The following is a 16,045-nucleotide window of genomic DNA, read 5'->3' as shown; positions in this document are numbered from 1 at the left end:
AGCAATATGATTAGCGTGTTTCTTTAGTGGTGCGTTTTAAACGTTAAGGCGTAATTAATCTTTACGTTCAAACTCGCCATCAAGAGTATTGGGTTGATGGTCAGATAAATTTTTGTTTTGACTCTGATCTGTATGAGAAAACTCACCATCATAGGTGGAATGATTTTGTTGATGAAAATGAGCAGACGAAGCCGCTTTAAATTTAATTTTACTGCCAAGCTGCGTATAAGCAAGGGTTCTAAATGCAGGCGTTAGTAATAACATACCTATCACGTCAGTAATTAATCCAGGGGTTATTAACAATATTCCTGAGATTAATATGCAAATACCGTCAAACAAGGATTGGGCGGGCAATTGCCCAGTTGCCATTTCTTGTTGAATTTTACTCCAAGTTTGAAGTCCCTGTTGCTTAACTAATTTAGTACCTATTATAGCCGTGGCGATAATGATCAAAAACGTCCAACCTGAGCCTATGATGCCACCGACTTCTATGAGTAACATTAATTCGATTAACGGCACGATAATAAAAACTAAAAATAACGGCATAATAACTTCACTTTTTAAAAATATGAGCTCTATTTATATGGGACATATAAGCGGTTATCAAGTAAAGTAATTAAAGCGTCTTATAATTAAACCTAATTAATAAGTAACTAAACGTAAATTAAGCAAAATGACGTACAAATTAATATTAACAACCTGCCCAGATTTAACGAGTGCACATTCCATCGCCGAAGAACTGGTTAAACAGGAAATTGCGGCATGTGTTAACATCTTGCCAAATATGGTGTCGATTTATAAATGGCAAGGGAAAGTAGAGCAAGCTGCGGAATGCCAATTATTTATTAAAACCAATGAAATTAATTGGCCAAAAGTAGAGTCTTATATTAACACTCACCATCCTTATGATGTTCCAGAAATAATTCAATTAGATATATCAAATGGCAGTTCAGAGTATTTATCTTGGATGCAACAAAATTTACAACAAGGCGAATAAAGATGTTTCGAACTTTGGTTAACAAATTCAACCCAATTCTATTATTGATGACATTGATGTTCGCTACAGCATCAATCGCAATTCCAAGTCCAGATAAAGATCCTTTAAAAGATATCTTTGCATCACAACAAAGTTTTTTAGAGGTTGATGAAGCTTTCTTATTCAATTTTGAACAAAAAGGCACAAAGTTAACTTTGTCTTGGGTTATCGCAACGGACTACTACTTATATAAAGATAAGTTTAAATTTGCAGCAGAAAACGCAACTATCATTAAACAAAGCCAACCAGAAGGCAGCCAAATTGAAGACGAGTTCTTTGGTGCCACAGAAGTTTACTTTTTTGAAGCTATCATTGAACTTGAATTAGATAACATTGAACCGGGTGCGCAAATTAAGATTCGTTACCAAGGTTGTGCCAATGCAGGCTTGTGTTACAACCCTGTGACTAAGGTGGTAGATCTAGACACCGTGGACAATGCCGCCGCACAAACAAATAGTGACTCCACTGCGGCTAATTCAAGTTCTCAGCAAAACCAATTAGCGGAGAGTTTAAACAGTGGCAGTTTTCTGGTTAGTTTATTGATCTTCTTTGGGTTAGGTGTTGGCTTGGCTTTCACTCCATGTGTCTTTCCAATGTTTCCTATTTTGTCAGGCATTATTGCTGGCCAACAAAACCTGACAATAAAAAAAGGATTATACCTAGCCTTTATATATGTACAGGGGATGGCGTTAACTTACTCTTTATTAGGCTTAGTTGTTGCAAGTATGGGAGTGCAGTTCCAAGCTTATCTCCAGCACCCATCGGTATTGATTGCCACCAGTATTATCTTTGTGCTGTTAGCGTGTGCTATGTTCGGTTGGATTAATTTACAACTCCCAGCGTCTTGGACTTCGAAACTCACAGAAGTAAGCAACAAACAAAAGTCAGGCAATGTGTTTGGCGTATTTGCCATGGGCTTATTAAGTGGTCTTATTGCTTCGCCTTGTACCACTGCGCCATTGACCGGAGCGTTATTATACGTAGCGCAAACCGGTGATTTGTTTATTGGTTTTATTACCTTATATGTATTAAGTCTTGGTATGGGATTACCATTATTGGTTATTGGTGCATCTGGCGGGAAGTTACTGCCAAAAGCGGGCGCATGGATGGATATGGTTAAGGTTATCTTTGGATTTATCTTATTGTCTATTCCGCTTATATTATTAGAACGTATTGTTGAGTTGTCGGTTGTGCTTCAGTTAGCGGGTGTACTGTTAGTTATTTTAGCTGCTTACTTAAGATTCCAATATTTAAACAATGGCAGTAATCAGGCTAAAAGTATTTTTTGGACGCTTTCAATCACACTGTTGCTAAGTGGACTTGTTTTAGTGGCAAAACCTTGGATGGGTAACCTCACTTATGCCGGTAATGCACAAACTACGGAAACACATACAGATACTTTTATTCAACTAACTAGTTTACAAGAAATACAGCAGCAAGTTGCTCAAGCCTCCGCAATGAATAAAATAGTTATGTTAGATTTTTATGCGGATTGGTGTGTGGCATGTAAAGAGTTTGAAGCTTATACATTCTCTGATACTGACGTAAAAGCTAAGATGGCTGACTTTGTATTGCTACAAGTTGATATGACTGAAAATACAGATCAAGATTTAGAAATACTCGAGTATTATAATATTCTAGGTTTGCCTACTATTATGTTTTTTGACCCTTTAAAAGGTGAGTTAACGAACAACCGAGTGACAGGTTTTATGAATGCAACTTTATTTAACCAGCACTTAAAAGTGATTACAGAAAAATAGACCGGTTATCCTTCGGCTCATTCACTTCAATTCTTCAAATTCACTCTCTGGTTTATCGACTTAATTAATAAACTAGAGAGTCATGGTTGAGCCTAAAATTAGGTTCTGACAAACAAAACGATGCCAAAATGGTGAGGCATTCGACTTTAATCCTGTGGTTTTAACCGCCTCACCTCCCACTCCGTGTCATTAGACCAGTATTTTGCTGCTAATTGTGTTGATTTCTCTATAATACCTAGTTAATTTCTTTACATGCTTGTTTTCCAGTCAGTAATGAGGTGGAATAACAAAAAAATAAATAAAAATGCATGATAAGAGAAAAAGGTGGGTAGATGACTACAAATAGCAGCGTTTTATTGTTAAATGGGCCTAATTTAAATTTGTTGGGCAAACGTGAGCCTGAAATATATGGCGCGCACACGTTAGATGAGTTAGTTGCAGAACTTAAAGAGCAAGCGTCATCTAATAATGTACAACTGTTCCATAAACAATCCAACTCGGAAGCTGAGTTGATAGATGCTATCCATCAAGCGATGGGAAAGATAAATTTTATTATTTTTAATCCCGCTGCTTTTACACACACAAGCGTTGCATTACGTGATGCATTGTTAGGGGTGAACATTCCGTTTATTGAAGTACATATTTCAAATGTTCATGCCAGAGAAGAATTTCGCCATAAATCGTTTTTATCTGACATTGCTCAGGGCGTGATTTGTGGACTTGGGACAGATGGTTACCGCTACGCATTAGTGCATGCGATGAACCATTTATCAAAATAGTATTTAATAAATTAGCTTTTTATAAGTAGGTAATTAAGATGGATATTCGTAAAATAAGAACATTAGTTGATATGGTTATTGAATCTGGCGTTGGTGAAATTGAAATCACTGAAGGCGAAGAGTCAATACGTATTTCTGCTGCAGCGCCAGCTCCAGTAATGCAAGCTGCACCAATTGTTGCTGCTCCTGCACAACAAGCCGCTGCGCCAGCACCAGCTGCTGCCGCTCCAGTTGCTGATGCAGCTCCTGCTGTAGCATCTGGTCATCAAGTTAAATCACCAATGGTTGGTTCTTTCTACCGAGCTTCTTCTCCTTCTTCTCCTGCATTTGCTGAAGTTGGTCAATCTGTTCAAGTTGGTGATGTATTGTGTATCATCGAAGCGATGAAAATGATGAATCAAATCGAATCTGACAAGGCTGGTGTTATTAAAGCTATTCTTGTTGAAAACGAAGACCCAGTAGAATTTGATCAACCTTTATTCATAATTGAATAAGTAGGGGCTTCACATGATAGATAAAGTCGTTATTGCAAACCGAGGTGAAATAGCACTTCGTATTTTGCGCGCATGTAAAGAGCTAGGGATTAAGACTGTTGCAGTTCATTCTGTTGTCGATAAAAACCTAAAACACGTATTACTTGCAGATGAAACTATTTGTATTGGTAAAGCATCAGCTCAAGACAGCTATTTAAATATTCCACGTATTATTGCAGCTGCAGAAGTAACAGATGCGGTGGCGATACATCCTGGTTATGGATTTTTAGCTGAAAACGCCGATTTTGCTGATCAAGTTGAAAAAAGCGGTTTGATTTTTATCGGGCCAACAGGCGATACCATTCGTTTGATGGGTGATAAAGTTTCTGCAATTGAAGCAATGAAAAAAGCAGGCGTTCCTTGTGTTCCTGGTTCAGATGGTGAACTTGGTGATGATCCAGCTGTTAATAAATCAATTGCTAAACGCATTGGTTATCCATTGATCGTAAAAGCGGCTGGTGGCGGTGGTGGTCGTGGTATGCGCGTGGTAAGAAGCGAAGCAGAGCTAATTGACTCAATAGCGTTAACCAAACAAGAAGCCGGTGCTGCATTTAATAATGATGTGGTTTACATGGAAAAATTCCTTGAAAATCCTCGTCATATTGAAATTCAAGTATTAGCCGACGGTCAAGGCAACGCCGTTCATTTAGGTGAGCGTGACTGTTCAATGCAACGTCGTCATCAAAAAGTAGTAGAAGAAGCGCCAGCGCCAGGCATTACTGCTGACTTGCGAAAATACATTGGTGATCGTTGTGTTAGAGCTTGTATTGAACTTGGTTATCGTGGTGCGGGTACTTTTGAATTTTTATACGAAAATGGCGAATTCTACTTTATTGAAATGAATACACGTATTCAGGTTGAACATCCAGTTACGGAAATGGTAACTGGTGTTGATTTAATAAAAGAACAATTACGTATTGCTGCAGGTCAGCCGTTATCGCTTACACAAGACGATATCGTTATCCGTGGTCACGCTATTGAATGTCGTATTAATGCTGAAGATCCTGAGTCATTTATTCCATGTGCAGGGGAAATTACTCGTTTCCATTCACCAGGTGGTTTAGGTGTTCGTTGGGATTCTCATATTTATACCAATTATAAAGTGCCGCCTAACTATGACTCAATGGTTGGTAAACTTATTACTTACGGTGAAAACCGTGGCATAGCTATTAAACGTATGGAACATGCATTAAACGAGCTGTTGATTGAAGGCATTAAAACCAATGTCCCTTTACAGCAACGCATTATGGATGATGAACATTTCCAAAATGGTGGAACAAACATTCACTATTTAGAAAAAAAATTGGGTATGCAGAAATAGAAGTTACTTTGTTGTAAATCTATTATTAAAAACCGAGCTAAGGCTCGGTTTTTTGTGTTTGAAATATTTGATATTGGACGGTGAACCCAGTAATTTGAACTATAATTATAACTGCCTTAGATATTTGTGTTAGCGAGTGAACCGTGTCGATTTCTAATTATTCTGTCACTGCAGGAGTAGAGCAAACTAAAGTTGCCTCTCGTGTTGCGGTACGCACTAAACAAGCGGAAATCATCGATAAGGTAAGTCAGATCCCAACAGCGGCAGAGTTAACAAAACAAAATAGTCAAAATGTACATATCTCCGGTAATTTACCACAAGAACCACAGATAGAGTCGGAACAAGTGAGAGTGAGTTCGACGACAGGACAAAGTGATATACGAGGAAATTTATCTCCGGTCCAAGCCGCTAAAATATATGAAAAAATAGCTCGTTTAATTTAGTCAATCACTCCCATTGAGAAAAAGGTTCCACCACTGAATATACCTAAATGAGTGACTCCCTCAATTGTTTTTTCCTGAGCCGTATTAATCCACTGGTAATATACATTTCTATGCACTTTTGCCTTTAAACCACGGTGTAATTCAACATAAAGTTTGGCTTGTTGTGACTCTTCGTTATTAATTGTTAATGGATGCGTTGATGACAAAATAGCCTTATGGCCAAGATTTGATATAACTTGTATTGCATCTTCTTTGTTGGTTTTTAAGGTTTGCCAATCAGTAATGATAAAAGGTGCATCTTCTACTTTTATTCCGATTTTCTCAGCTGGGGTCTTAAGAAAATAATTAGCATTTTCTTTGATCAGAACGGTAGAAAACAGTTTCACTAACTTCTCTCTGGTTATCGGTGTGCCCATATACCACCAACTGCCATCTGACTTAATAACCATGTCGATGTCGCCACAATTTGGTGGATTCCATAACTCAAATGGAGGAGAAGATTCGAGTGCATCGATCTGCTTGACCAAATCATTTAAATCCATTGTGCTTCCTTTAATTATTCTGACATAGTTCATGAATCGTAGCATAATATGCCAATGCGGAGTATTAATTGGCCTAGCAGAGGTATTCGTTGAATAAAATAGGGTATTTTGTATTAGCTTGGACAAGTCTAATAATAGGCATCGTCGGAGTTATTTTGCCGTTATTACCAACCACGCCATTTGTACTGCTCGCCGCTTTTAGTTTTTCTAAAAGCTCACCTCGATTTCATCAGTGGTTATTATCTCATTCAGTTTTTGGCAATATGATCCAAAATTGGGAAAAGTATGGGGTTATCACTTTAAGAGCCAAAATCACAGCAACTTGTAGTGTTATTATTATGCTTACTATTTCATTCTATTTTGTAGATATGAATAATACCGTTAAGTTAATAATTGCTGGAATTATGTTTTTGGTATTTTCCTTTATATGGTCAAGACCATCACAAATTAATAAGAAATGAATGTGAAACAAGAATATACATATAAATTAGTGAAAGAAGGTGAGGTCACCAATGTGGAAGTGACACCTCATCCTGATTGGGAAGAGTTTGATCAATTTGTCGAGTTATTTATTGATCATGAAGGTGCAACCTTGATAGCACAGGATATAGGTATGGATAGACACCAAGTAAGATACCGTAAAGGCCAACATCAATTCATTTTACAGTTTGAGCATTACACAGGTTCAATTTGGATTGAAACTGACTTTTAAACAAATGTTTTATTTTCACTTCTAAAGCAATAGCGAGTTAAGTAAAATACTCAAGTAACACAACACAGTCATCGATATCGACTTACCAAATTCAACGTCTATTTTTAAATTAAGAAGTGAAGAGTAACAACGTGCAGAACCTGTTAAAAAATCTAGCTGGATTATTTATAGCCATAATTTCTTTAAGTTTCTATATATTGAATACTATATTTTGGTGCATTCCTATATTTGTACTGTCTGTTTTTAAGTTGATACCTATTACTTGGTTACGAGCAAGTATCGGAAGAGTATTAGATACCTGTGCCACCGGTTGGGTAACGGTAAACTATTTTATCCAACGCATATTCAGTCGGATGAATGTAAACGTGTCAGGTAATTATGAATTATCCAATAAAGATTGGTACCTTGTCGTTGCTAACCATCAATCGTGGGTTGATATTGTTGTTTTACAGCGTGTATTTAATCGTAAATTACCATTTCTAAAGTTCTTCTTAAAACACCAGTTAATTTATGTACCATTATTGGGTTTAGCGTGGTGGGCGTTAGATTTTCCGTTTATGAAGCGTTATAGCAAATCATTTTTAGCAAAAAATCCACATCTAAAAGGCAAAGACTTAGAAACGACAAAAAAATCGTGCGAGAAGTTTAAACATACACCAGTATCGATAATGAACTTTATGGAAGGCACTCGATATACGGATGAAAAACATGACATGCAAAACAGTCCGTTTAAAGGTTTATTAAAACCAAAATCAGGTGGGGTTGGTTTTGTATTAACAGTGATGGGGGAGCAGTTACATAAAGTCGTGGATGTAACGATATATTATCCCAATAAAATTCCAACTTTTTATAACTTCTTGTCAGGCCAAGTAAAAGAAGTATTCATGCATGTAGACATCCATGACATTAACAAAGAGTTAATAGGTGATTATTCAACCGATAAAGAATATAAAAAATATATTCATAATTGGGTGTCGGGGTTGTGGCAACAAAAAGAGAAAACACTTGAGCAATTGAAACTACAAGCGCAAAACCAATAATTAGTGTTAGGCTTTTGTAGAATTAAAAAAGGGAAAAACATAGTTTTTCCCTTTTTACTTTGTAGCCCAAGCTTAATTACTTTTAATATCAAACTCGGTTAATAAGTGATTAGTATCTACTACGATTTGTTCAGCGTATTTTTGTTCCGCTTCCATTCGCTCTAGATCTAATTTTAATATTTCTTTTTTATTAAACTTCTTTCTAGCGTCATGGGTAGGCATATCTTTTATCTCAGAATATAACGACCAATAACCCGGATACACTTCTTGATAGTCCTTAGGCTCTGGCTGGTCATTATTATAATGCTCTAACAATACCCAAATTCTTAACACACCCTCAGACGGTTCGCATTGTTCAGCTTGCATTGCTTTAGCAATATGGAAAATGCTGTCTGTGATATAACTAAGTCGTTTTGTTTTTTCTGCCGCTGCTGTTTTCTTTTGTTGTTTCACTTGCCAAATCAAAGTACCTGCGTAGTAAGAAAGACCGGCAATGATCACAACAGCTAATGTAATAATAATATACAAAGTTGATTACCTATTTGTCGTCGAGTAAGTCATCCCATTGATTAGACTTAAGGCCTTCAATTGGATCTACGTCTTCGTCAAAATCATTTTCGTCGTCTTCAACACCAAGAATTTTAAGTAATTCAGCATGACGATCCATTAGCTTATTAAAGTATTTAGCTTCTTTACCTGTCAGTAATTCACCGTCTTCAACTCGTTCAACTAAACCGATTAACATTTCATCAGATTCAATATCCGTTAATTCAACGTCCGGTGGTATAACATCCATTTTTGCTTTGTTTAATTTTGCAGAAGGTTGATTTGTCGAATGCTTGATTTCTTTTTCAACAAGATCTTTTTTAACTTCGCCTGTAAGCGGTATTGGTTTTTTGCTGCCGTGTTTTGGATCTTTTTTAGTCGTAGTGCCTGCAATATGAACTTTACTTTCTTCAACTAGACTATTTCTAGTTCCTGATTTTTGGCCTTTGGGTGTTTTTTTACGACGATTTTGAGTAGGCTTTTCAGAGCGAGTATCTTTACTCTTAACTCTTATCTCAGCTACTTTTCTGCTTTTTTTCTGGCGTGTCATTATTTATCCGACATATGGGTATTTAGTTAATGTGAGTTTACTGAAGAAATTGTATTTATGGAATAACAGGCAATAAAAAAGGCGACAGTGTGACAACTATCGCCTTGAATTTGTGATTGTGTTCAAACTGAGTTTGACACCTCTTCTATTTAACTTCGATTATTCCTTCCGAACGCATGACAACCTTGTCTAGTCACTCATTTAATAATCCGTTTTATTTTTATTTAATATCCGTATATGTCTTTATTAATTATTGGTCATCTTGACACTTTATTAGTTCTTCCTTGGGAGCCCATACAATACTCCGCTAGTTAGTATCCACACCCACTTCCTTGAGTCGCATCCATATTTTTATTTGCTACGTGGTAACGGAGGTTAATGTACTCTTATTGATAAAAGTCACAAGTAAATATTTACTTTTTTTTACATCTTGATCATAAAAAATACAAAATATTGTTGTTTTACATAAGGTTAATTAATATACGATTATTTTTATCAGCAATGACTTACATAAAGTAATGGTTAATATCTCACAAAATGTATTGGTTAATGGATTACAATTAATCGATATAAAAAAAGCGTCAAAAGGACGCTTTTTTTAATTAAACAATTTGATCAAACAGACTAGTGAAGTCCAGACATGTATTTAGATAATATCTCGATGTCTTTATCTGTTAATTTAACAGCAATGTCACGCATCATACCATTCATGTCGTTAGTTCTAGTGCCATCTCTGAATTTTTCAAGTTGAGCTTTAATATAGTCAGGGTGTTGAAAAGAAATTTTTGGAAAGCCCGCAAGGCTGTGTCCAACACCTCTAGGACCATGACATGCTAAACAAGCTGGAATTCCACGCTCCATATCGCCGCCGCGGTATAAGTCTTGACCAACTTCAACGACATCTTCTGGTGTACTACCTGAGCTCATAGTTTGAGATGCAAAGTAAGCAGCCACATCTTTCATATCTTGATCTGACAAAGGTGCTGCCATTCCGCTCATGACAGGGTCATAACGTCCTTCTTTACCACTAGAGGTCATGCCTAATTTAAATTCTTTTAACTGCTTATATATGTATCCGGCATGTTGGCCAGCAATTTTGGGATAAATAGCGACAGCTGCATTACCGTCGGCGCCATGACAAGCAGCACAAGTAGCAGATTTTGTTTTACCGGCTTCGGCATTTCCTTCAGTTGCTTGAGCTGAACCAATGAGTCCAACTAACATGGTAAGTGTAAATGCAATATTTCTCATAGTATTGTCTCTATTATTTAAGTTATCTCAAATCCTTTGTCTATGAAGCAGTTCACGCAAAGAGTATAATTAAGGATATTCTACACCAAATGTGAGAATGTGAAACATTCTTAGAGAGTATATTTAACTCAAGTTGTTGAATTATTAAAGTTAGATAACAAATATATAGAGGAAATGCGGTGTCTAAATCAATTATTAACTATACCAAAGCGTCTTTTTTAACGTCGGCGCCTGATATTCGCCGCTTGCCAATCGATTCAGGATACGAAGTTGCGTTTGCTGGTCGATCAAATGCGGGCAAATCAAGTGCGTTAAATACATTAACCGATCAAACTGGATTAGCCAGAACCAGTAAAACGCCTGGGCGAACACAATTAATTAATGTGTTTGATGTGGGCAATGAACGTCGTTTGATAGATTTACCAGGATATGGCTTTGCTAAAGTGCCTTTAGCGATGAAATTAAAATGGCAAAAATCCCTTACTGAATACCTACAAAAACGTAACTGTTTAAAAGGGTTAATTGTTTTAATGGATATTCGCCATCCGATGAAAGACTTGGACAAAGACCTTATCCATTGGGCGGTTGAAGTTGATCTACCTGTTTTGGCTTTATTGACGAAAGCGGATAAATACAAATCGGGCAAACGTAAATCTGAGTTATTACGAATTAAAGAGATGGCAAAAGAGTTCAATGGTGATGTATCCGTTGAAACTTTTTCTTCTTTGAAAAAGCTGGGGATCCCACAGTTATCTAAAAAGTTAGACCTTTGGTTTGATGCTGAAGAGTTAATCCCTCCTGTACCTGAAGATTCTGAGCTTTAATTTCCATTAGCAACACTTACAGCTATTAATAATAAGTTAATAGTTGTAATCAAATTACAGAATAGTTTTAAAACCAAATAAAAAAGCAAAAAAAAACCGACGCTTTAAGGGCGTCGGTCATAGCAAATTGGGGAGAGGCTATAAATTCTCGTCAAATATCAACAGGGTCAACTCGTTAGAGAGACTGTAGACATAATAACGCTTTAAAATTAAAAGTAAAGTCTTTACTCTAAAAAAATCGAGTTTTTATACTTTGTCAAATGCCTTTATTTTAAAGGGGTATGATAATTCTTAGTTAAATTAAATTTAAATAATTAAATAATTTACTCTAATAGTTTGTTCGTTTAATCGTAGACTTTTTTGACATTAATCAGTGATATATTCACAAAAATTTATTTGTATATGATTATGTTTAGTGGCTGAGGCAAAAAAAACGGCCTTGTAATTAAATTACAAAACCGTTTATCTAAATGTAATTTTATTTTAATTAATGTGCTTGGTCCCAATTATTACCAATACCTGAGTCTGCAATTAATGGCACATTCAAACTTGCTGCGCTTTGCATTAGGTCAGTTAAGATTGGTAAATATTGTTCTACTAGATCCTGATTAATTTCAAAAACTAATTCATCGTGAACTTGCATGACAAGTTTCACCCCGGCGATATTATTCGTCGTTAACCATTGATAAACGTTAATCATTGCCATTTTTATGATGTCTGCTGCGGTACCTTGCATAGGCGCATTAATTGCTGCACGTTCCGCAGCTTTTCTACGAGGTACGTTACGAGCTGTGATATCTGGTAAATATAAACGTCGACCAAACAAAGTTTCTACATACCCTTGTTTTTCAGCATTAACCCGAGTGGTTTCCATATACGTTAATACACCAGGGAATTTTTCAAAGTATTTATCTATGTATGATTGTGCTTCACCACGTTTGATGCCTAATTGGCGTGCTAAACCAAATGCAGACATTCCGTAAATTAAGCCAAAGTTAACGGCTTTAGCTGCTCGTCGTTGTTCAGTTGTGACGTCATAAAACGGTGTTGAAAACACTTCTGAAGCGGTCGTTTTGTGAATATCTAAGTTATTAGCAAACGCCGTTAATAGGCCTTGGTCGTTGCTTAGATGCGCCATGATCCTCAGTTCAATTTGAGAGTAATCAATAGCAACGATTTTGGTATTTGCTGGGGCAACAAAAGCTTCTCTAATACGACGGCCGTTTTCATTTCTAATCGGTATATTTTGTAAATTAGGATCAGTTGAACTCAGCCTTCCGGTCGCCGCAATAGCTTGATGATAAGACGTATGTACACGGCCTGTAGCTGGTTTTATCATTAATGGTAATTTGTCGGTATATGTTGATTTGAGTTTACTTAACCCTCTAAATTCCATAATAACTTTTGGCAAGTCGTAATCATGAGAAAGTTCCAATAACACTTCTTCAGCTGTGGAAGGTGCACCTTTTGGTGTTTTCTTAATAACTGGCAGCTCTAACTTTTCAAATAGAATAACTTGCAGTTGTTTTGGTGAAGCTAAGTTAAACGCTTCACCTGCAATTTCATGTGCTTTTTGTTCTAACTGTTCTAGTTTAAGTGAAAACTCACTGCTTAATGCATGCATTTGGTCTGCATCAATTAATACACCGTTGTGTTCGATATGAGATAAAATTGGCATTAAAGGTAATTCAATGTTTTTCATTAACTCATTCAAAGGCGAAATGTGTTGGAGTTTTTCATTAAAGAATTTGAATAACCTTAACGTTATATCCGCATCTTCTGCGGCATATGGAGCGGCAGTTTCAATGGGAATTTGATTAAAGGTTAATTGCTTGGCTCCTTTGCCAGCAATATCTTCAAAAGAAATGCAACTATGGCCAAGATACTTTAACGCTAAGCTGTCCATATTATGTTTTGTCGCGGTACTATTAAACACATAAGACTGCAACATAGTGTCACCGACTACGCCATTAATAACTAAGTTATATTTTGCGAGAACGTTGATATCATATTTAAGGTTTTGACCTACTTTATGGATGGAATCATTTGCCAATAATGTTTGTAAACTAGGGGTGATCTCTTCTAACGTTATTTGTGAAGGCGCGCCTTCATAGTCATGTGCTAGGGGGACATAAATCGCTTTGATATCATCGTTGAATTCATAAGCTATTGATAGACCAACAAGTTCGGCGTCCATGTAATCTATAGATGTGGTTTCGGTATCAAAAGCTATTAATTTAGCCTGACTAACTTCATCTAGGATGGATTGCCATTGAGGCAAAGTGAAAATGGTTTGGTATAAACTTTTATCAATCGTTGGGGCATTGATTTGAGGTGCGTCTTGTTCACTTGGTTCAGGTTTTTTAATAGAACCAACCAAAGGTGGCTCAGAGTTATCATTACCAGCAAGAACTTCGGCTAACCAACGCTTGAATTCACACTCTTTATATAACTCAGCTAGTTTTTCTTTATTTGGCGACTGTATAAACATGTTGTCAGCAGAAATACCGTGATCAACATCGAGTTTAATGGTGGCAAGTTGATAAGAAAGCTCTAGTTGCTCTTTATTATCAATAAGCTTAGTCGGCATTGTCTTTGAGCCCCGGAACCCTAATGCAGCGACATCATCGATATGCTGATAGATGTTTTTGATACTGCCTAATCCTTGGATAAGGGCCACGGCAGTTTTTTCACCAACGCCAGGAATCCCCGGGATGTTGTCTACCTTATCACCCATTAATGCCAAGTAATCTATGATTAATTCTGGTTTAACACCAAATTTGGTCTCAACCCCTTCAGGGGTCAAGATTGTATTTGTCATGGTATTAATAAGCGTGACATGTTCGTTAACAAGTTGTGCCATGTCCTTGTCGCCCGTACTGATCAATACTTTATTGCCTAATTGAGATTGTTCGTGAGCAATGGTTCCAATGACGTCATCGGCTTCAACGCCTTCAATAGCGATAATGGGTAACCCCATAGCTTCAATTATTTTATGTAAAGGTTCTATTTGATATCTAAGATCATCAGGCATTGGCGGTCTGTTTGCTTTGTATTCAGCATACATATCATTTCTAAATGTTGGACCTTTAGCATCAAATATAACTATCATTTGTTGAGGTGAGTACTGTCTAACTAAACTTTTAAGCATGTTGATCACGCCATAGATAGCACCGGTTGATTCGCCACGAGAATTAGTTAAATGTGGAGGTGAATGATAAGCACGAAATAAGTACGAAGAACCATCAACTAAAATTAAAGGCAAATTAGGGTCTGAAATGCGATCAGTAGTCATGTGGATTATTTCCAGATTACTTTGAATAAATTAGTGAATAAGAATGACATAAAATGTCGAAAACCGCTATAGGCATAGCGTTCAACATGATATTAAATTTGTGAATAACATTTTAAACTTGTGGATAAGTAGGTGAATAAAAATCTACTTAGTTAAGCAAATGTTTTAAATATATAAAGATGTATTAATTGTATATAAGCGTCTATGACGGCTCCGATATTGTTATTATTATACTCCATTGGTGAACCTCTAACGGGTCACTTTTTGTTCTGTTTGTGAAAAACAGGACAGATAACTTACACATAAAATTGAGTTGGATCTAGCTCTTTTTTATATTATTTTACAATAATAATATTTAAACACAGCTGACTACAGTCTAAGTAGTTAATTCCATATAAAAAAATAAATAAATATAGGCATTTACTTGATTTGGTAGGGGTTATAAACCCATAATATCGCAGTGGATATTCAATCGATAGAAATTACAAGGTACAATACGTTTGTATCTTAAATAATAGGTGAGCTCACAATGAGAAAAATACTTGTAACACTTTTAACTGTTCTGTCTATAACATCAGTTCTTGCAACTGAACCAACTAAAAATGATGTTGAGAAAAGAATTCAGCCAGTTGGACAAGTGTATCTTGCTGGAGCAGAACCTGCAAAGCCAGCAGAACCTGCAGGACCTAAATCTGGTGCAGACGTTTATCAACAATCTTGTTTCGCCTGTCATGGTACTGGCGCTATGGGTGCACCTAAAAAAGGCGATGCTGCAGCATGGGGACCAAGAGAAGCGAAAGGTATGAGCACATTGTTAGATCATGCTATTAACGGTTTTAATGCAATGCCGCCAAAAGGAACATGTATGGCTTGTTCAAATGATGAAATTAAAGCAGCTATTGAGTTTATGTTAAAATAATTGAATTAATTCAATTGATAAAAAAGGGCATTTATTGCCCTTTTTTATTACTTATTTTTTGACTCTCAAGATCACTGTATACCACAGACAGCGATCTATGGATGCATTTAAACAGGCCTGATGCGGATAACATAGACGGATTGCTATAAATAGATTGCTGGCCGACTAAAAATTTTGTTTTTATGGCCAAGAGCACGGATATACACAATTTAAACTATAGCAATTTACAGCTTTAACAAATAATGAACAGTTCCCCTAAACCTTATCTACAACTCTCTTAAGTTAATGTTTATATATTCAATAGAGCGGATATATAAACCAAAATATTAAAATACCTTACCTTCTTCGACTTAGTCTTTTTACTAGGTTCAATAGCTAATCATTTAGTCAATCTTTAGAAAAAACACCCAAATAGGGAATACTATATTCCTCTTCCTGTCTTTAGTGTTGGTAAAATATTCCCAGCGGGTGAAAAACATACAATGTTTGAGTGT

At 36.4% G+C, this 16,045-nt stretch carries 17 protein-coding genes; 11 read left to right on the top strand and 6 right to left on the bottom strand.

The window, feature by feature from the left end; translation table 11 throughout:
• Positions 1-54 precede the first annotated feature (54 nt).
• On the bottom strand, positions 55-546 hold the full coding sequence (locus KO505_RS16455; RefSeq protein WP_216056556.1) for an FxsA family protein: 492 nt from the start codon (positions 544-546) through the stop codon (positions 55-57).
• A 127-nt stretch (positions 547-673) separates the two neighbouring features.
• On the opposite strand from KO505_RS16455, the gene cutA reads away from it, so the two are divergent.
• The 6 genes from cutA (at position 674) to KO505_RS16425 (ending at position 5,872) form a co-directional block, all read left to right on the top strand.
• Positions 674-997, top strand: coding sequence for a divalent-cation tolerance protein CutA (cutA, locus tag KO505_RS16450; RefSeq protein ID WP_216056555.1), 324 nt, complete (start codon positions 674-676; stop codon positions 995-997).
• A gap of 2 nt (positions 998-999) precedes the next feature.
• Positions 1,000-2,796: a protein-disulfide reductase DsbD gene (locus tag KO505_RS16445; RefSeq protein ID WP_216056554.1), complete on the top strand. Its 1,797-nt coding sequence runs from the start codon at positions 1,000-1,002 to the stop codon at positions 2,794-2,796.
• 332 nt (positions 2,797-3,128) lie between these two features.
• Entirely contained in the window at positions 3,129-3,575 is a 447-nt protein-coding gene (gene aroQ / locus KO505_RS16440; RefSeq protein WP_216056553.1) for a type II 3-dehydroquinate dehydratase, read from the top strand.
• Between the two features lie 38 nt (positions 3,576-3,613).
• Entirely contained in the window at positions 3,614-4,069 is a 456-nt protein-coding gene (gene accB / locus KO505_RS16435; RefSeq protein WP_216056552.1) for an acetyl-CoA carboxylase biotin carboxyl carrier protein, read from the top strand.
• 13 nt (positions 4,070-4,082) lie between these two features.
• On the top strand, positions 4,083-5,429 hold the full coding sequence (gene accC, locus KO505_RS16430) for an acetyl-CoA carboxylase biotin carboxylase subunit (RefSeq protein WP_216056551.1): 1,347 nt from the start codon (positions 4,083-4,085) through the stop codon (positions 5,427-5,429).
• Between the two features lie 143 nt (positions 5,430-5,572).
• On the top strand, positions 5,573-5,872 hold the full coding sequence (locus KO505_RS16425; protein ID WP_216056550.1) for a hypothetical protein: 300 nt from the start codon (positions 5,573-5,575) through the stop codon (positions 5,870-5,872).
• Here KO505_RS16425 and KO505_RS16420 read toward each other — a convergent pair.
• Entirely contained in the window at positions 5,869-6,414 is a 546-nt protein-coding gene (locus KO505_RS16420; RefSeq protein ID WP_216056549.1) for a DUF1285 domain-containing protein, read from the bottom strand. The two genes, KO505_RS16425 and KO505_RS16420, sit on opposite strands and share 4 nt — an antisense overlap.
• Positions 6,415-6,503: 89 nt before the next feature.
• Here KO505_RS16420 and KO505_RS16415 point away from each other — a divergent pair, with 89 nt between their 5' ends.
• The 3 genes from KO505_RS16415 (at position 6,504) to KO505_RS16405 (ending at position 8,166) form a co-directional block, all read left to right on the top strand.
• Positions 6,504-6,875, top strand: coding sequence for a YbaN family protein (locus tag KO505_RS16415; RefSeq protein WP_216056548.1), 372 nt, complete (start codon positions 6,504-6,506; stop codon positions 6,873-6,875).
• A gap of 2 nt (positions 6,876-6,877) precedes the next feature.
• Positions 6,878-7,126 carry a DUF3630 family protein gene (locus KO505_RS16410; protein WP_216056547.1) on the top strand — a complete coding sequence of 83 codons (249 nt, stop codon included), beginning with the start codon at positions 6,878-6,880 and terminating at the stop codon, positions 7,124-7,126.
• A 197-nt stretch (positions 7,127-7,323) separates the two neighbouring features.
• A complete protein-coding gene (locus KO505_RS16405) occupies positions 7,324-8,166 on the top strand; it encodes an acetyltransferase (protein ID WP_252731873.1) in 843 nt (280 codons plus the stop codon).
• 72 nt (positions 8,167-8,238) lie between these two features.
• Here KO505_RS16405 and KO505_RS16400 read toward each other — a convergent pair whose 3' ends face one another.
• The 3 genes from KO505_RS16400 to KO505_RS16390 all read right to left on the bottom strand — a co-directional run bounded on the left by KO505_RS16400 (position 8,239) and on the right by KO505_RS16390 (position 10,513).
• On the bottom strand, positions 8,239-8,694 hold the full coding sequence (locus KO505_RS16400; protein WP_216056546.1) for a DUF2489 domain-containing protein: 456 nt from the start codon (positions 8,692-8,694) through the stop codon (positions 8,239-8,241).
• Between the two features lie 10 nt (positions 8,695-8,704).
• Positions 8,705-9,262, bottom strand: coding sequence for a Der GTPase-activating protein YihI (yihI, locus tag KO505_RS16395; RefSeq protein ID WP_216056545.1), 558 nt, complete (start codon positions 9,260-9,262; stop codon positions 8,705-8,707).
• A gap of 624 nt (positions 9,263-9,886) precedes the next feature.
• The gene (locus KO505_RS16390) at positions 9,887-10,513 is read right to left on the bottom strand and encodes a cytochrome c (RefSeq protein WP_216056544.1); all 627 of its coding nucleotides are present in this window, start codon (positions 10,511-10,513) and stop codon (positions 9,887-9,889) included.
• A gap of 191 nt (positions 10,514-10,704) precedes the next feature.
• On the opposite strand from KO505_RS16390, the gene yihA reads away from it, so the two are divergent.
• Entirely contained in the window at positions 10,705-11,337 is a 633-nt protein-coding gene (gene yihA, locus KO505_RS16385) for a ribosome biogenesis GTP-binding protein YihA/YsxC (RefSeq protein WP_216056684.1), read from the top strand.
• Positions 11,338-11,824: 487 nt separating this feature from the next.
• Here yihA and polA read toward each other — a convergent pair whose 3' ends face one another.
• Entirely contained in the window at positions 11,825-14,632 is a 2,808-nt protein-coding gene (gene polA, locus KO505_RS16380; RefSeq protein WP_216056543.1) for a DNA polymerase I, read from the bottom strand.
• 529 nt (positions 14,633-15,161) lie between these two features.
• Between polA and KO505_RS16375 the strand changes: the two genes are divergently transcribed.
• Complete coding sequence (locus tag KO505_RS16375; protein WP_216056542.1) at positions 15,162-15,551, top strand: cytochrome c5 family protein; 390 nt, start codon at positions 15,162-15,164, stop codon at positions 15,549-15,551.
• Positions 15,552-16,045: the final 494 nt, after the last annotated feature.

This window comes from Psychrosphaera sp. F3M07, assembly GCF_018860345.1.
Taxonomy (GTDB): domain Bacteria; phylum Pseudomonadota; class Gammaproteobacteria; order Enterobacterales; family Alteromonadaceae; genus Psychrosphaera; species Psychrosphaera aquimarina.
This window is presented reverse-complemented; position numbering and strand designations above follow the sequence as displayed.